This window comes from Pyrodictium delaneyi, from assembly GCF_001412615.1.
GTDB lineage: Archaea > Thermoproteota > Thermoprotei_A > Sulfolobales > Pyrodictiaceae > Pyrodictium > Pyrodictium delaneyi.
Window position 1 is genome coordinate 1,630,518 of the sequence record NZ_CP013011.1, and the last position, 17,135, is coordinate 1,647,652.

16 protein-coding genes are annotated in these 17,135 nt (G+C 47.3%); 9 read left to right on the forward strand and 7 right to left on the reverse strand.

The window, feature by feature from the left end; genetic code table 11:
- Positions 1–62 precede the first annotated feature (62 nt).
- Positions 63–1,181: a site-2 protease family protein gene (locus Pyrde_RS08240; protein ID WP_180385468.1), complete on the reverse strand. Its 1,119-nt coding sequence runs from the start codon at positions 1,179–1,181 to the stop codon at positions 63–65.
- 220 nt (positions 1,182–1,401) lie between these two features.
- On the opposite strand from Pyrde_RS08240, the gene Pyrde_RS08245 reads away from it, so the two are divergent.
- On the forward strand, positions 1,402–2,136 hold the full coding sequence (locus Pyrde_RS08245; RefSeq protein ID WP_088171900.1) for a nucleotidyltransferase domain-containing protein: 735 nt from the start codon (positions 1,402–1,404) through the stop codon (positions 2,134–2,136).
- A gap of 6 nt (positions 2,137–2,142) precedes the next feature.
- The gene (locus Pyrde_RS08250; protein WP_055409821.1) at positions 2,143–3,192 is read left to right on the forward strand and encodes a radical SAM protein; all 1,050 of its coding nucleotides are present in this window, start codon (positions 2,143–2,145) and stop codon (positions 3,190–3,192) included.
- On the opposite strand, the gene Pyrde_RS08255 is transcribed toward Pyrde_RS08250, so the two are convergent.
- Positions 3,130–4,215 carry an mRNA surveillance protein pelota gene (locus tag Pyrde_RS08255; RefSeq protein ID WP_055409823.1) on the reverse strand — a complete coding sequence of 362 codons (1,086 nt, stop codon included), beginning with the start codon at positions 4,213–4,215 and terminating at the stop codon, positions 3,130–3,132. The genes Pyrde_RS08250 and Pyrde_RS08255 overlap by 63 nt on opposite strands.
- Positions 4,216–4,255: 40 nt before the next feature.
- Here Pyrde_RS08255 and Pyrde_RS08260 point away from each other — a divergent pair, with 40 nt between their 5' ends.
- The 5 genes from Pyrde_RS08260 (at position 4,256) to Pyrde_RS08280 (ending at position 9,419) form a co-directional block, all read left to right on the forward strand.
- Entirely contained in the window at positions 4,256–4,726 is a 471-nt protein-coding gene (locus Pyrde_RS08260; RefSeq protein ID WP_055409824.1) for a GNAT family N-acetyltransferase, read from the forward strand.
- 147 nt (positions 4,727–4,873) lie between these two features.
- Entirely contained in the window at positions 4,874–7,264 is a 2,391-nt protein-coding gene (locus tag Pyrde_RS08265; protein ID WP_088171937.1) for a DNA-directed DNA polymerase, read from the forward strand.
- A gap of 112 nt (positions 7,265–7,376) precedes the next feature.
- The gene (rsgA, locus tag Pyrde_RS08270; RefSeq protein WP_088171936.1) at positions 7,377–8,204 is read left to right on the forward strand and encodes a GTPase RsgA; all 828 of its coding nucleotides are present in this window, start codon (positions 7,377–7,379) and stop codon (positions 8,202–8,204) included.
- Between the two features lie 172 nt (positions 8,205–8,376).
- Positions 8,377–8,907, forward strand: coding sequence for an NTPase (locus Pyrde_RS08275; protein WP_055409830.1), 531 nt, complete (start codon positions 8,377–8,379; stop codon positions 8,905–8,907).
- A gap of 227 nt (positions 8,908–9,134) precedes the next feature.
- Positions 9,135–9,419 carry a hypothetical protein gene (locus Pyrde_RS08280; protein WP_055410900.1) on the forward strand — a complete coding sequence of 95 codons (285 nt, stop codon included), beginning with the start codon at positions 9,135–9,137 and terminating at the stop codon, positions 9,417–9,419.
- A gap of 172 nt (positions 9,420–9,591) precedes the next feature.
- Here Pyrde_RS08280 and mcm read toward each other — a convergent pair whose 3' ends face one another.
- Both mcm and gins23 read right to left on the reverse strand, forming a co-directional pair.
- Entirely contained in the window at positions 9,592–11,691 is a 2,100-nt protein-coding gene (gene mcm, locus Pyrde_RS08285) for a minichromosome maintenance protein MCM (RefSeq protein ID WP_055409832.1), read from the reverse strand.
- 106 nt (positions 11,692–11,797) lie between these two features.
- Entirely contained in the window at positions 11,798–12,364 is a 567-nt protein-coding gene (gins23, locus tag Pyrde_RS08290; RefSeq protein WP_055409834.1) for a DNA replication protein Gins23, read from the reverse strand.
- 89 nt (positions 12,365–12,453) lie between these two features.
- Between gins23 and Pyrde_RS08295 the strand changes: the two genes are divergently transcribed.
- Positions 12,454–13,440: a replication factor C small subunit gene (locus tag Pyrde_RS08295; RefSeq protein WP_055409836.1), complete on the forward strand. Its 987-nt coding sequence runs from the start codon at positions 12,454–12,456 to the stop codon at positions 13,438–13,440.
- A gap of 95 nt (positions 13,441–13,535) precedes the next feature.
- Positions 13,536–14,993 (forward strand): replication factor C large subunit, encoded by a 1,458-nt coding sequence (locus Pyrde_RS08300; protein WP_055409838.1) that lies wholly within the window; start codon positions 13,536–13,538, stop codon positions 14,991–14,993.
- A gap of 8 nt (positions 14,994–15,001) precedes the next feature.
- Here the strand turns inward: Pyrde_RS08300 and moaC are convergent, their stop codons facing one another.
- The 3 genes from moaC to Pyrde_RS08315 form a co-directional block, all read right to left on the reverse strand.
- Complete coding sequence (gene moaC, locus Pyrde_RS08305; protein ID WP_082419678.1) at positions 15,002–15,478, reverse strand: cyclic pyranopterin monophosphate synthase MoaC; 477 nt, start codon at positions 15,476–15,478, stop codon at positions 15,002–15,004.
- A gap of 111 nt (positions 15,479–15,589) precedes the next feature.
- A complete protein-coding gene (locus tag Pyrde_RS08310; protein WP_055409848.1) occupies positions 15,590–15,880 on the reverse strand; it encodes an ArsR/SmtB family transcription factor in 291 nt (96 codons plus the stop codon).
- The gene (locus Pyrde_RS08315; RefSeq protein ID WP_055409850.1) at positions 15,877–17,112 is read right to left on the reverse strand and encodes an ORC1-type DNA replication protein; all 1,236 of its coding nucleotides are present in this window, start codon (positions 17,110–17,112) and stop codon (positions 15,877–15,879) included. Before Pyrde_RS08315 ends, Pyrde_RS08310 begins: the two co-directional genes overlap by 4 nt.
- Positions 17,113–17,135: the final 23 nt, after the last annotated feature.

The window sequence follows — 17,135 nt, forward strand, 5'->3', positions numbered from 1 at the left end:
CTTTCCAATGCCTTGTATTTGAATTAGTGTGTACTCGCTGGTATTTCTATTAAGCCTTTATGCTAGAGCTGTATATTGGGCAAGAGCACTAATAGTGTTATGGCCGACACAAGAGTTGCTAAGAGGCCTCCTTTTTCTTCACCAAGCTTTGCTACAGCTATATCGCGTATTATCTGGGCGCCATCAGTTATGAAGAGTGGTGCAGCATTAATTATGGCTAATCCTATGTTTATCATAGACGCTAGTGTTAATACTATAAATACTGTATATGCCGTTGTTCCGCTGAATCCCATTTTTACTAGCGTTGAAGGGATATCGGCTAGGTATATGCCGATACGTTCATACAGCTCTCTATCTGGCGCTGATGGAGGTACACTAGGCTTCACTACTGTGATGTTCTCTCCTTTGAGGGTCTGAAATATTACAACTAATGTCACGTTTGCGAGTGTTCCACCATTCTTTTCACGGAGATTTGCAAGGTACTTTGCAAACTCGGGTACGCTGTGGAATACAGTATTGTTTACCGTTATAGAGTAGAAGACGTCACCGCTCCTAATCCCTGCCTTATAGGCAAATGAACCGGGCTCTACATCCACTATGGCTATGTATGTTCCACCATGAGATAAAGCAATTATTACTCCGCTAAGAATTGCAAACACAACTATGTTCGCTAGTATGCCTGCAGCATAGACTCTGAGCTTACTACGAGTTGGAGCTCTTGTTAGCTCGTCTTCGTCAGGCTCGACAAATGCAGCAGGTAGTACTCCTAATGCTATTAGAAATCCTGCAGACTTGACACGGATGCCTTCATAACGAGCTGCTAGAGCGTGCGAAAGCTCATGGAATATTATAGCAAGGGAGAGACCCGGAAGAAGGTACAAGAATGTCTCGATGCTAATAGTGACGCCAGGAATTATAGGCATAATCGGAGCTACCCCTTCGGGTCCTCCGCGGAAAAGAAGCTGTAGTATCCTAGACACGGTTAGTCTATAGAACTCGGCCATGAGTATGAATGTTGCCACTATGCCGACATCGAATAATAGCCCTAATAATCGGTAGCGTCTAAGTGTGTCGAATATGTGGAAGCTCGACGGTATACGCAACAAGACTATTAATGGACTTATAGATAGTTTCGAATCCTCTCTTTCACCACGCAGTTTCCATAGAATAGTTGTTAGCAAAATCCAAACCGTTAAATAGAGTAATAGTAGGTTAAGTGTTTCCGGCATCGCTATAGCTCTACCTCCCTTGTATCCAGGGCTGTCGGGGGAACTAGAGGCTTGGAGTTATAAGTCCCTAGTAGTCTCGTGTTTAGATTGCATGGTGTGGACGGCTAGACTATCGCAATAGTTTCCAGGATATCTCAGAGCACGAGTATCTGGATGCTCTACAAGGTGTGGCATGTTGGGACGCGACAAAGTTGAACGACGAGCAGAGTACCGGGTAGTAGTCTATGACGATAAACAGTGGAAGTTATTAGCTGATCTACGCCAGGAGGCTATACACATAATGGAAGCCCTTGTAGCGATGAGGCTAGCTCCTATAGTGCATGGTAGCATAGCTAGGGGTGATGTTCATAAGGATAGTGATATAGACATCTTCATACCTTCAATAGTGCCATCTTACCTTGTTGAGGTTGGACTTGAGAGAGCAGGGCTACATGTGTCGCATAAGCTCATAATACAAGCAACCCCGCAGAGTACGCCCAAAGTCTACATATCACTTGATGCCGAAGAGAAACGTGTCGTCTCCTTTCCGCTGGCAAAACTGTCCAAAAGAGAGTACGAGTTCTACTACTTCGGTGGAGCTCTTGATTATAATGGGCTCATCTCAGGTAAACGCGTCCCCGGGGTCAACAAGAAGCTTGTGCTTATCGAGCCGCTCCCTAAAGGGCATAAAGAGTCGCCAGTAATAGGCCGCGAAGCAGAAGTTGCAAGAATAGTGGGTGTAAGCATCGATACTGTGCTTGAGAGAGTTAGAGTGCTCACGCGCCGAGATGAGCATGGTAGGACAGGTGTATTCGTTAAGTATGAGCTTGAACCCTGGGAGTCGATAGAGGATGCTGTTCGAAAAATCGCTAGAGAGAACCCTGTGTTTCGGCGCACGCTTGCCGCGAAGGGCTCGCCTCTGGTGTAGTCTACTATGGGTAGGACAGTAGACATTGTTGGTGATGTATACGCTATTGTTGGGAATATGCCATGGGGTTGTAGATTCTGTCTAAGAGGTTCTAAGATAGTTGTATTTGTCACTGGGCTTTGTGATGATAAGTGCTTCTACTGTCCGGTCTCTCCGGAGAAGCTATATCACGATGTCATTAGGGTTGATGAGGAGCCTGTGCAGAGCCTCGAGGACATACTTGATGAGGTGTATGCAATAGGCGCAGAGGGGGCAGGCATAACTGGTGGCGATCCTCTTGTAAAGGTGGATAGGACGGTAGGAATAATAAAGATATTGAAGGAAATATTTGGTGATGACTTTCACATACACTTGTATACAAGCGGACGCTACGCATCTTCTGCTGTGCTCCGTGCATTAGAGAGTGCTGGACTCGACGAGATAAGGTTCCATGTCATTGGTGACTGGGTTCTTCAGCGAATTAGGCTTGCACTTGAAGTTCTAAGAGATGTAGACGTTGGTGTTGAGATACCGATATTTCCTGACCGGATTGAGGAAACGAAACGTTTGATAAAAAAGCTGGATGAAATGGGAGTTAGCTTTATCAACTTGAACGAGCTAGAGGCATCTGAGAATAATATGCGTGTCCTACTTATGCGTGGATACAAGATTGTTCCAGGCACTCCAGTCGTGAAGGGAAGCAGAGAGGCTGCTATAGAGATAGTACAATGGGCATCGAAGAATACGAAGAAGATAACGGTCCACTTCTGTCCCGCGGGCTACAAGGACAGAGTGCAGATGCGTATAAGACTTATACGTAAGGCGTTGAGGACTGCGAAGCCGTACGAGAAGGTCGCTGCAGATGGTATGGTAGTGGTACTCGAGGTCGAGCCTACCGACCAGGCGAAACAACTGGCCAGAGAGGGCTATGGCGAACCCGGAGATAATAGGATACTATTGCACCCGGATCTGCATCTGCCGGGTGCTCAGGTGCGGAGAAGATATCCGGCTAGGCTAGCTACTGGCCTTCCTCTGGAGCTGCAGGGGATAGCGGAGAATAGCGATAACGCCGCCTAGCGACTTAACCTTAGCCCCTACCGGCGCCTCCATGCTCACGAAGTTTATCTCAGCACGTGTAGAATCGGCCAGTCTAAGTAGCTCATCTACTCTACTCCTAACTTCTGGGTCTGGATGGTGTAGCAGCTCGTCGAGCACAAGTAGCTGCTCGACTGCACCCATTCTAGCAGCCTCCATAACAATGTCCAATGTGTATGCTACTCTCTCCGGCTCCCTAGCCAACAGTTTCTCAAACTCCTCGACAATCTTCTCAGCCCTGATGGCAGCGGCTTCACGGAGAGCCTCTCTCATGACACCACGTCTAACCTCCTCAAGCACGCCAGCATGTCCGCCCATTGACACGTGATCTGTTAGTAGCTTCACCCCCTGCGGCAGCATGTGGCGAAGACGCTCAGCAACCATGTCCTTAAGGTTGCCAGGCCCAGCAACTACGACGAGAAGCGGTCTTTCCCGCTCCACTATACCGGCAGCAGTCTTAGCTATGACTGTGAGTGCTTCCTTCATCCTCTCCTCGCGTAAGGGATCATCCTTTCCCGGAAGATGGAGGCTACCTTCTGCTAGTACCCTAACACCCTGGTCACGAACCACGGCTATAGCATACTCGTCGTAATCCACGGCTATGATAACAGCCGCTGGCTGTGGTCCGCTGGACTCAAGCTTAGCTAGGAGTGCATGCGGCCAGCCCTGCGGTTTCACAATCTCGAGCTCGCGGCCGACATCGATACTTATCGTGTGATACTTTCCGAGTACTCCATACTTCTCCGGCCCCTCTACTACAAGACCTCGTATCCTCAGCCGCGTAGTAAAGGCCTGAAACTCTGTCTTCTCAACCCGTATAGTAAGCGTCATAGGTACACGGCTACTACGTCCCGACCCTCGCTCGCCGAAGTGCACCTCCCTGACGGTGCGTGCCCTGACAAGATCACCTGGCTGTATTACTGTAGACAGTATCCAAATATCGTCAGTAGTCTCTGGAACGACCTTTACAGCTCCTCGCCGGGGATCCTTATACACAATCTTCATTTCTTAGCCGTCCCCTCCTCCACGCTACGGGCTACAGTAGATGCAGTGCTGTAAAACAGTTAGAGCTGCAGAGCCCCAGGATCTCGATGCAGCCTTCATGATAGAAATAGAGTCCTTCGAAAACCCCTACCCTAGATGGTACTTTGACCTCCTTTACGGTCTCAGCGGGGGTAAGTACTTCCTGGTATCGACAAATGATAGGGACGAGATAACAGGATATATTATAGGTATACCGCTATCGGGAAATGTGTGCCACATAGCATCAATAGCTGTCGCGAAACAGTGCCGTAGAAAGGGTGTTGGTACAGCGCTTCTACACAGCCTGCTAGAGCTATGCAGTGCGGATGGTTACACATCGTTTATACTCGAAGTAGACGTGTACAACTACGTGGCACAGAGGTTGTATGCGTCGAATCTGTTCAAACCTGTTATGGTTGCAACAGACTACTATGGAAGAGGGCGTCACGCCTTAGTAATGATACTGCTCAACGAGATACCCTGCTGTATCTAGTCAAGGCTTGTACGAGCAACTAATCATGGCTAGCCAGGCATATAGTGTACAAGTCTATCCCTGGGAACTACTACTTTTCACTCTCTACGCTCCTTCTAACAATAGAGGGTAACGGAGGAATCCCCCTTGCCGGAGACTATAGAGTTCATGCTTCTTGACTCAAGCTATGAAATAGTAGGAAAAGAACCTGTAATAATACTATGGGGTATCACGTTAAATGGTGAACGTGTAGTATTACTCGATAAAAGATTCCGGCCCTACTTCTATGCGCTTATATCGCCCTCATACGAGGCCAAAGCAGAATACATAGCATCCGCTATAAAGAGGTTAAGCATGGCAAAGAGTCCGATAATAGAGTCAAGAGTTGTGGATAAGAAGTACTTTGGGAGGCCGCGGAAAGCTGTCAGAGTAACTACAATGGTGCCAGAGACCGTCAGAGAGTATAGAGAAGCTGTGAAGAAGATAGAGGGAGTGGAAGACTCGCTGGAGGCAGACATAAGGTTTGCAATGAGGTATATCATTGACAAAAAGCTATACCCGTTCATGGCATACCGTGTGGCGGTCGAGGAAACAGAGCATAGCCAAGGTTTTCGTGTAAGCAAAGTATTCAACATCGTCGGCGAGCCGATTCCGATTGCTGACATAACTAGTATAGAGCTCCCCGAGATGAGAATTCTCGCGTTCGATATAGAGGTCTACAGTAAGAAAGGAAGTCCTAATCCATCCCGGGACCCAGTCATAATCATATCTCTAAAAGATAGTAATGGTAACGAAAAGCTCCTCGAAGCTGACGGCTATAACGATAGGAGTGCTATCCGTGAATTTGTAGACTATATACGCAATTTCGACCCAGACATAATAGTCGGATATAATAGTAACCATTTCGACTGGCCATACCTCATTAAACGAGCACGCCGGCTCGGAATAAAGCTAGATGTGACTCGTCGTGTAGGTGCAGAGCCTACTACGAGCGTCTACGGTCATGTCTCTGTGCAAGGAAGACTAAACGTAGACCTATACGACTACGTAAAGGAAATGCATGAAATTAAGATGAAGACTCTGGAGGAAGTGGCTGAGTACCTTGGTGTTATGAAGAAGAGTGAGCGTGTGCTCATAGAGTGGTGGAGAATACCCGAATACTGGGATGATAAGAAGAAACGTACGGTATTGAGGCGGTATGCGCTAGACGACGTAAGGGCAACATATGGTCTCGCTGAGAAGCTATTACCTTTCGCTATACAGCTGTCGGCAGTGACAGGTGTCCCCTTAGATCAGGTAGGGGCTATGGGGGTAGGCTTCCGCCTAGAGTGGTACCTTATAAGGGCTGCTTATGATATGAACGAGCTCGTGCCTAATAGGGTTAAGCGATATGAAGAAAGCTATAAAGGTGCTGTAGTCTTAAAGCCTCTAAAGGGTATTCACGAAAATGTAGTTGTTCTAGACTTCAGTTCGATGTATCCCAGCATAATGATAAAATATAATGTTGGCCCCGACACCATAGTGGATGACCCTTCTGAGTGTGAAAAATATGGAGGCTGTTATGTGGCTCCAGAAGTAGGGCATAGATTCCGACGGGCACCTCCAGGCTTCTTCAAAATAGTGCTTGAAAACCTCATAAAGCTCCGAAAACAAGTGCGTGCGAAAATGAAGGAACTCTCCCCAGATAGTCCCGAGTACAGAGTTTATGATGAGAGACAGAAAGCTCTCAAAGTACTTGCAAATGCTAGCTATGGTTATATGGGTTGGACACATGCTCGGTGGTATTGTAGACGTTGTGCGGAAGCTGTGACAGCCTGGGGACGCAACTTAATACTCACAGCTATAGATTATGCTAGAAAACTTGGCCTTAAGGTGATATACGGTGATACAGATTCGCTGTTCGTCGCCTATGATAAGGAGAAGGTAAAGAAACTGATCGAGTTTGTAGAAAAAGAGCTTGGATTCGAGATAAAGATAGATAAAATATACCGGAGAGTATTCTTTACTGAGGCCAAGAAACGGTATGTGGGCCTTCTTGAGGATGGACGTATTGACATAGTCGGGTTTGAGGCTGTACGTGGGGACTGGTGCGAGCTGGCCAAGGAAGTTCAAGAAAGAGTAGCTGAGATAGTCCTAAAGACGGGCGATGTAGACAAAGCTATAGAGTATATAAGAGATGTTATAAGGAAGCTAAAGGAAGGTGAGATACCCATAACTAAGCTAGTTATATGGAAGACGTTAACGAAGAGGATAGAGGAGTATGAACATGGGGCACCGCATGTAGTCGCTGCTAAGCGTATGCGCGATGCAGGCTATGAAGTATCGCCAGGGGATAAGATAGGCTATGTGATAGTCAAAGGGCGAGATAGTATATCAAACAGAGCTTATCCATACTTTATGGTTGAGCCGTCAAGAGTAGACATAGAGTATTACATAGACCATCAGATAGTTCCAGCTGTAATGAGGATACTCTCGTATTTCGGTGTCACGGAGAGGCAGCTCAAAGTAGTCTCGGCTGGATATAGAAGTCTTTTCGATTTCTTTGCATCAAAAGCGTAGAGGGACTGGAGTAGAATATTTTATAAACAGTACGCCGCTGTATGCAGCTATGTTGCAGAAATGGAGAGTAGTCGGAATCCATCTACCAGGTAAGTCGAGAGGGATGACTAAGATGATATTAGCATCGTGGAGGTCGCTAGCATGGATTATAAGACGTGCTGACGTCGTACTAGAGGTTGTAGATGCCCGAGACCCCATATCTACTCGGAGTAGGCGGTTAGAGCGAATGATTTCAAGTCTACAGAAGAAGCTGATAATAGTTATTAATAAGACCGATTTAGTGCCACGTGAGGTTGCTGAGAAGTGGAAGCGGATCTTCGAAGACCAGGGTTATAGGACGGTATATATGGCAGCTAGGGATCATAAAGGCACGAGGATCCTAAGAAGAGCTATAAGAGATGTTGTAGACATGTATCCGGCAATCGTTGCTGTCACGGGGTTCCCTAAGACAGGCAAATCTACTATAATAAACGCCTTGAAGGGACGACATAGTGCTTCCACGAGCCCAATACCAGGGAGCCCTGGCTATACAACTCATGCACAGCTGTACCGTATTGGCGAGAATCTGTACATGATAGACACGCCGGGAGTTATACCTGTAGAAGGTGGTCCTTTAGAGGCAGTGCTTCGTGGTCGTCCGCCGGAACAGCTGCGCGATCCAGTGCGTCCCGCTGTTATGTTGCTTGAGAAAGCGTTACGATATAACCCTAGGGCTGTCAAGGATGCCTATGGGATAGATGAGACAGACCCATACAAGATACTTGAACTTATAGCTCTCAAACGTGGTTGGAGATATAAGAGTGATGGCGAACCGTTGATAGAAGAAGCGGCAAGAGCGGTAATTCGCGATTACCATACTGGGAAGCTTCTATTCTACGTGCCACCGGAAGAATATGTTGCAAAACGTATACATCATTGGGGTAAGAGCCGAGCATTATAGGTGGGCATCTCGGAAATGTGTATAGCCTAAGCTTCCTCGGAAATGGTCTATTTAGACAGATCTTCTCGTAGCCTACGTACATTGTTGGAGACGAAAGCTTCTAAGAAGCCACTTAGCGGTGAACAAGGCATCCTAGAGCCCGGCTTCTCTCGTCTTTTAGCGGTGGGGTAGCATGCTACGCTACGTGATAGTTACTGGTAGGCCAGGCGTGGGCAAGACTACTCTCGTACGTAGGGTTGTCGACAAGCTTCATGAAGATGGTTACAATATTGTAGGCTTCTTCTGTCCGGAAGTTCGCCGTGGGGGCAGACGTATAGGCTTCAAAATAGTAAGCCTTGACGGTAAACTAGAGGCCTGGCTAGCTAAAACAGAGAATTGTGATGGTCCGCGTGTAGGCCGTTATAACACATGCCGGGAGGCAGAAGATGTTGCAAGAAGTGTCCTAGAACGGTTGGACGAAGCAAGCCTAGTAGTGATAGATGAAATAGGTCCAATGGAGCTTAAACTAATGGGAGTTCGTGAAGCCATATTACGCGTACTCCGTTCCGAGAAACCAGGGCTCTTTGTAGTCCATGAAAGGTTATCGGACAGAGAGATTCTGCCATTGCTCCAAAGATATGGAAATTGGTACCGCGTCACTGTCGAGAATAGGGATGCCCTTGTAGACGAGGTGTATAGTCGCGTAATAGCCCTCCTGAGCTAGAGCCAGGCGGAGAGAACTATGTAGGTGAGCAAACCTATAGCTGAATTTTACCTCTAGTGTGTTAGCATTGCGGAATCGGGGCGGGATGCCCGTGCGTTCCAGCGCTGACGCCGCCCGGGGGCAGTGATGTAGCTTGCTGTAACTTCCGCCCCCGGGTACCGCCCGTTGCCGCATATAAATGCTTAAACGGGCCAGGTCTCTGCACGGCTGGCTGGGGTGTGGCTGGAGTGAGCGAGAAGTGTCGCGAGTACATAATACCTGTCGGGGAGAAGCAGATATTCATCACGCCGCAGATACTTGAGGTCATACATGAGTACTTGCACAGGCCTATGGGCCTCGAGGAGCTAGCTAAGAAGCTCGGTCTTGAGACCTGGGAGGAGGCTTATGAGTTCATAAAGCGTGTGCCGGCATGGATAATGTGGATGCCAATAAACATGTGGCGTATGAGGCTTGAGAAGGAGGGCTGTCTAGAGCTTTTTGAGTCATCCTCTGAGACGGCTGGTGAGGCGTAGGCGGCCTGCTATCAACTCCTTCTACGATTCTCGGGCTGTGCTAGATATTAGAGAAGAGTATGCTACACGCTGCTTGCATAAGACATAGCAATTGATAGATGATATGATTGAGCATAGTGATGGTACAGGTCTGGACCCGGAAAAGCAGGGATCCAGGATGCCGGACTTTTGCCTACCTTACTATAGCGTAGCAGCCGAGGCTCTTTTCGTATATTATGCCGTCTCTACGGAAGCTGCGTATGGCTTCCTCAACGAGGCTTGACTCTATTCCTTCGCTTGCAGCTCTCTTCTGTATCTCTCTTAGCCTTGCACATCCCTCCTCGCTCTCGCTTTCGAGCTCCTCGATTATCTCCATAATTCTTGTGAGCTTCTCTTGCTTGCTCCTAGGTTTGCCTGTCATTATCACATCTATGTCTATCCTACCGCTCTCTATGTCCATTCCACTACTCTCAAGGAATGTCTTCATGAGTCTTATTGCGGCCTCAGCGTCTTCTCGTGTTACCTCAGTGCGTAGGGCCATCTTTGCATGTGCCTCGGCTAGACGTATAAGCGCCTCCAGCTGGCGTGCTGTTATGGCTATGGGGCCTTCGGGGTTTTCACTGCTCATGCGACGCATCTCTACATAGAAGTCCTCTATTAGCTTGCTTGCCTCTGGCGTCAGTCTTGGTCTTATGTATCTACGTGCATAGCTTATGTATTTCTTGAGCAGCGATGGGTCTATCTCTGGCTTTATACGCTCTGTCTCCCTGTGAACCTCGAGAACGTGTCTTGCTAGTTTTCGGTCTTCCTCGGGACTGGGCCGGTCCTTGAGTATAAATATGAGATCGAAACGGGACAATATAGTGACTGGTAGGTTTATATTATCTGCAAGAGTGCGGTTAGTTAGATAACGGCCGAACTTGGGGTTGCCTGCGGCAATCACTGTTGTTCTGGCATTCAGCTTGGCTACTATGCCAGCCTTAGCTATGCTTACGGTTTGCTGCTCCATTGCCTCGTGTATAGCTACTCTATCCTCGTCCCTCATCTTGTCTATCTCGTCTATCGCTGCTACTCCACCGTCGGCGAGTACTAGTGCGCCAGCTTCTAGGTAGTATTCTCCGGTCGTTTTGTCGCGTATCACTGCTGCAGTCAAGCCGGCAGCGGTTGCTCCCTTACCAGTTGTGTAGATACCTCGTGGGGCAATTCTTGCAGCATACTGGAGGAGTTGGCTCTTTGCAGTACCCGGGTCACCTACTATGAGTACGTGTATGTCGCCGCGTATCCTTACACCGTCCTCAGTCACCTTCGGGACGCCGCCGAAGAGCGCTAGCGCTATAGCCTCCTTTATGTCCCAATGGCCATAGATAGCTGGGGCTATGCTCGCTATTATCCTTTTGCGAACCCATGGATCCTTGGCTAGTGCTCTTATTCTTTCCTCGTCTTCACGTGTTATGACTACCTCTTCTAGGATCTTTTGTGATACCTCTATGTGGTTGGCCTCTATGTATAGGTCGTAGACTGCGCGCTTCTTTGATATCGAATCTGGCCTAACCCTGACGATGCCCACGATGCTTACTCTATCGCCAGGCCTAGCACTATCTACTAGCTCGTCCTGCAGTACTACCTCTATGCTTCTTGGTAGCTGGCCTGGGGGTACTTCCTCGGGCCTCTCTTGTAGCACGATTCGCTGCCAATCTATTAGCTTAGATTCCTCTGGTAATAGGCGGAAGGTGCCACTAGAAGAGCCACACACAGGGCATGCAGGCGGGCGCTCAAGGATATCGCCTACAAGTTCGCCTTCCGGAGGCCAGTCGAACTTGTGGCAACCGTGTTCTCGAGTGCAGTGCATGAATCGGGCCTTGACTATCTTCTCTTTCACGGGGGTTGTTCTAACTAGTATACCTTCAAGCATTACAAGTTTTCCGAGATATTCGCTTCTCAGCCTTCTAAGCGGTACTACTCTCGGAAGCGCACGTATACGTACATAGAACCTATCAATGGACTCGGCATAATCTGGTGCTTCGTGTAGGACTATCTCCTTAACTGCCTCGCTGGCCTGCTGGAGTACCTCGTCCGGCTTCTCTATGAGCAGTCTTGCTAATCTATTGTCAAAGAGGTAAAGGTCGTTATAGTCTATTATTAGGCTCTTCTGGCCCATTGTTATCATTTGTTTTATACGTTCACGGTACTTGTATGAACCGTTACGGTCGCGGAAACTCCGCACGAACTCGTAGAACTTCTCATGTACATCTACTATCTGCTCTTGCTCAAGCTCAGCTGACAGCGTCGTCATGGCTATGCTATACCTCGGTTCCGGCCCTAGACCAGCCTATGTAGCAGGTGTACCCCCTTAACCCTTCTTACACATGCAAGGTGTGGAGTGAAACTATGGGAACACCCTAGTTTGACCGGGGTAATAGATGACGCCGCCAGAGTTCTATAGTCTTATAGAGTGTATCTAGTAGAGCAGACTCTTCGGGTGCAAGTTTTGATGATATTTCGGCCATACTGGTAGGGCTGCGGAGACTTTGCAGCATTATAAGTAGGCGCTTGTCAACTATCTCTAGGAGGTATTGGAGTGCTTTCTGTTTCTCTTCGAGCAGAATAGGGTTTAGTTCCCGTCTTACTCTATCCTCCAGGCTTCTTATGAACTCCTTGACATCCTGGTAGAAATTCTGCGGCAAAGGCTCTAGTTCGGCGGGTGTGCGTGCGCTTAATACGGAGAAGTGTACGCGGGCGATATCTTCTATGTTTATCGGTGATTCAGTAACCTCTGCTATGCCTTCGTGTGTAAGTGCCCTCGCTAGCCAGTAGGGGACCTCTATTTCTATGCCCTTCTGTAACTCTATGCGCTGACCGTCTAGTGTTAATGGTTTGTCGTCGCGGACAATCATTACTCTGACGGGGCGGAGCTTATACTCCATCTCTGATATTTTGAGTAATAGCTCGAGCTTACTCTTCAGCAACGAGAAAGCCCAGCCTTAATTGGCGAGACTGCCCTAATATAGGCGTTAACTTGGTACAGCCACCGTATGGGAGGAAGGAGGATTAAGCCTTGGCCTCGAGTATTGCTGAACTACTCTGGGCGGAGAAGTACCGTCCCAGATCCCTCGACGAGATTGTGAACCAAGAAGAGATAGTTAGGAGGCTAAAGAAATTCGTTGAAGAAAAGAACATGCCGCATCTACTCTTCGTGGGGCCTCCGGGCACAGGAAAGACTACTGCAGCACATGCGCTGGCTCACGATCTTTATGGCGAAAACTATCTACAGTACATGTTGGAGCTAAATGCTAGTGACGAGCGAGGTATAGATACCATAAGGACGAAGGTAAAGGAGTTTGCTCGTAGCAGGACACCACCCAATGTGCCGTTCAAGATTGTGTTGCTAGATGAGGCCGACAATATGACAGCTGATGCACAGCAAGCCCTACGCCGCCTAATGGAAATGTATACGGTCTCTACGCGCTTCATACTTATTGCTAACTTTCCGAGCAAAATAATTGAGCCTATACAGTCACGTTGTGCTATATTTAGGTTCACACCGCTGAAGAAAGAAGATGTCATAGCTAGGCTTAAGTGGATATGTGAACAGGAGGGATGCAAGTATACCGAGGAAGGCCTTGAGACAATCTACGAGGTAAGCGAGGGCGATATGAGGAGGGCTATCAACATACTACAAGCAGCTGCGGCCCTTGGCACCGTAACGCCGGAGGTAGTGTACAAGGTAGTTGGGCTTGCACATCCTAAGGAGATTAGGGAGATAATCCGGCTAGCTCTTGAGGGCGAGTTTCTCAAAGCCAGAGAAAAACTTAGAGCACTAATGATAAATTATGGTCTAAGTGGAGTTGACGTCATCAAGCAGATACACAGGGAGATATTTGGCCAGGAGCTTAAGCTGCCCGAGGAAATAAGAGTAATGATAGCTGACTATACTGGCGAGATACAGTTTAGGCTAGTAGAGGGTGCTGATGACGAGATACAGCTAAATGCCTTCCTCGCATGGTTAACATTGTTAGGCCAAAAGCTCCGTAGCACATCTTGATTTATTGTTTTTGCGTACCGTACTAGTGAGATAGAAGTTATCAGCGGACGTATTTTAATAGTGCATAGTGTCCGTCTTGAGAGAGGGACTAAGGTGTGGTAACAAGGAACTTACCATGGATTATAAAATATAGGCCACGTAGAGTAGAAGACGTAGTAGACCAGGAACAGGCAAAGGAGAAATTCATACCTTGGCTTAGGCAATGGTTACGAGGCCGGCCACCGGAGAAAAAAGCAGCGCTCTTCTATGGACCTGCAGGCGTAGGCAAGACTAGCCTTGTTGAAGCAGCAGCTCACGAGTATGGACTAGAACTTATAGAGATGAATGCCTCTGACTTTCGTCGACGAGAAGATATAGAGAGAATAGCGAAAGTTGCGGCAACACAGTATAGTCTCTTTGGTCGCAAGAGAATAATACTACTTGACGAAGTAGACGGTATATCAGGCACAGCTGATAGGGGAGGACTCGACGCTATACTCGACCTCATTAATGTTACTAGGCACCCGATAGTGATGACTGCTAATGATCCATGGGATCAGAAACTCCGTCCTCTCCGGGAGGCAGCGCTGATGATACCGTTCAATAGACTGTCTGAAAGGCATGTTGTGCAAGCATTGAAGAGAATATGTATAGCAGAAGGTATTGAGTGTGAGGATGCAGCGTTAAAACTAATTGCACAGCGTGCGGAGGGAGATCTACGCTCAGCTATAAATGACTTGCAAGCTATAGCTGAGGGATATGGAAGAGTCACAGTAGACATAGTTAGGGGTGTACTGACTTCAAGGGATAGACAATACTCGCCATGGGAGATGTTACGGCATTTATTCATGTCTAAATATGCATGGCAGGCAAAGAGGGCAGTTACACATGCAGATCTGGACTATGACACTATGTTGCAATGGCTTAACGAGAATATTGCCATACAGTATAGTGATCCAGAGGATATATGGCGTGCCCACGAATCTCTGGCTCGTGCAGACATCTTTATGGGCAGGATAAGGAGAACGCAGTCATGGGATCTGTTATCGTATGTCTTCGACTTAGCGGGTCCAGGTATTGCTCTAGCTAGAAAGAAGAGCAAGTTCAAGTGGGCAAAGTATCAGTTTCCGCAGAAGATACTGTTGCTAGCACGTACCAAAGAGACTAGGGAGGTAAGGGATGCTATAGCCGAAGTTCTCGCAAAAAGGCTACACATATCTAAGGCTAGAGCGAAAAGCGAAATAATTCCATTTCTTTCTATGATCTTCCGTGAACGTCCAGACTATGCAGCTCGCATAGCCATAGGATACAACCTGACTGATAGTATGATAAAGTATTTGGCAGGTCCAGTTTATAACCAGGTAAAGGAGCACATTAACATGTTGCTGCTAAGGCTGGAAAGGGCAGCCAGCGCACCAGCTCGCACAAAAACAGCTGCCAACAAGAGTGTGCAACATGCAAGCGTTGCTGCCAGCACTAGCAGTAGTAGTTCAGTGAAACGCAAGAGTACTAGGAGGACGAGTTCCCGGCGTAGAAGAAAGGGTGGAGGTACTCAAACAACACTCCCTATATAGCTATAGTACTAGCTCCCTAACGGTGTTTCTGCCTTAATTTTGTTCTCAACGATTATTTTCTCTATAAGGGTCTCGGGATAGAGGCCTCTATCGTCTTTTTCTATCTTTTTTACCATATCCCATACGTTGAGTAGAGCTACGCTGACAGCTGTCAGTGCTTCCATCTCGACACCGGTTCTCGCGATAGCTTTTACACGAGCCCTACACGCTACGTGCTCATCGTCCTCTATGAAACATTTTACATCAACGCTTGTTATCTCAATAGGGTGGCACATGGGTAGTAACTGAGGAGTTAACTTAGCAGCCTGAATACCGGCAATTGCTGCAACAGAGAGTGGATCCCCTTTCTCAATTTCACCTCTACGTATGAGATCTATTGTGGTTTTCTTTAATTTAATTCTACCATAAGCTACTGCTTCGCGGTAAATGGTGGGCTTCTGCGATATATCTATCATTTTTGGCCTAGAGGATGATAGGGCAGACATAGCATTATACACCATAGACTGTCCAGGTGCAAAGAGGGTGCGACAAGGGCTCTAAATGTTATCCTAATGAGTTGTTTTTCTGACTTAGAGAATCATGATTTAATTTAGTGTCTACGATAAGTCTTCGAGACTCTTTAGCAGTTCTATTATTAACGCAGTCTTAGGATTGTCGTATCTTAGGCTAAAAAGTCTAAGTCTACCAATGCGTTGTTCTTCTACAAGGCCTAGTCTCTTCAGATCCTTGAGGTGTTGCTCTACAAGGCGGTGATGGAGGCCGGTATCCTTGACTATTCGTGTTATGTTCAACTGGCCACTCCTTACGAGCGTATATATTATCTTTACTTTACCCTTGCTGCCGAGTAGCTCTGCTATCTGTTTATTTATATTGTTTATATTGCTCACTCCGTTTCCCTCTTGTACTCTATTATCTCGGTTATGTGTTTCTCAAGGAGTTCAAGGGGGCCTATACTTATGCCTATTAGTGTACTCTTTCCACGATAACCTTTTCCTGATACACGAGCATCTATAATGCCCCTCTTCTTCAAGTCCATAACGTATTCATAGACTTGTGTATGCCGTCTTGGTTTTTCGCCTATTTCTTCACATATGCGTTGGTATTCTTCCTCTACCTCGCCTATTCTGACATATGCTTCTGACGAATGCCTCAGGCTTCGTATTGCTGCCAAGAGTATGAGTAGCTCGTGTAATGGCAGATGTTTTATGACATCATTTATCATTATTGAAAGGTTGGGGTTTGTTTTTGCAAAGGCTCTCCTTACGTGCTCTATAGTAACTGTGGGAGAGCCTTCATTATCAGCTTCCGTTCCGGCCAGCATAAGTATTTCTAGTGCCAGGCGTGCATTACCGCTTCCGCCGGTGTCGACGCCCACTAGTTCAGAGATATAGTTCAGCACGTCATCACTGATAGTGCCTTCATAGAATGCTTCGCTGCTTCGGTATTTCAGTATATCAAATAGCTCTGCGCTGGTGTATGGCTTAAAGTGTATGACATTTCTGACTAGATAGCTTTCGGTAGCCGAGTCTAAACGGCTTAGGCTGGTTAACCCTCTCGTGATGAATATGTAGCTTATTCGTTTGGTAAGCTCTGGATGTTCATCGTATGTTCGTACGAGGAAGTAGACGGCATCGTTGCCAGCAACTTCTATAAAGTAGTCGAACTCGTCAAGTGTTATTATAGTGTAGATGTTTCTATTCTCGAGATGTTTCAGTATTATTTGGAACATCTCTTGTGCTGAGAGACCTCGAGGAGGTATAGGTATATGCAGCTGTCTAGCTATCTCTTGTACTACGAAGTATAGAGTTCTATCGCGATGACAGTTGACATGTACATATTCTAGCTTTATTCCACGTTGCCGTGCAAGATGCTTGAAGTCGCTTCCGAATCTCCGTGCTGTAGCACTCTTACCGGTACCTATGCTACCAACTAGCAGTACACGCTGAGAGATCGTGCCAGGTTCTAACAATAATGGACGGAAGTAAGTAGCCAAGCTCTTGAGTTGTTCCTCCCTGTGTGGCAGATACGCGGGCACATACTCTGGGTATAGTTTCTCCCTACTCTTGAATACTGAAGGGTGCTCGAGGACACTTTCGATTATGTCACGTGCGGTAGGCATAGTTTCAGTCTACCCATGTAACC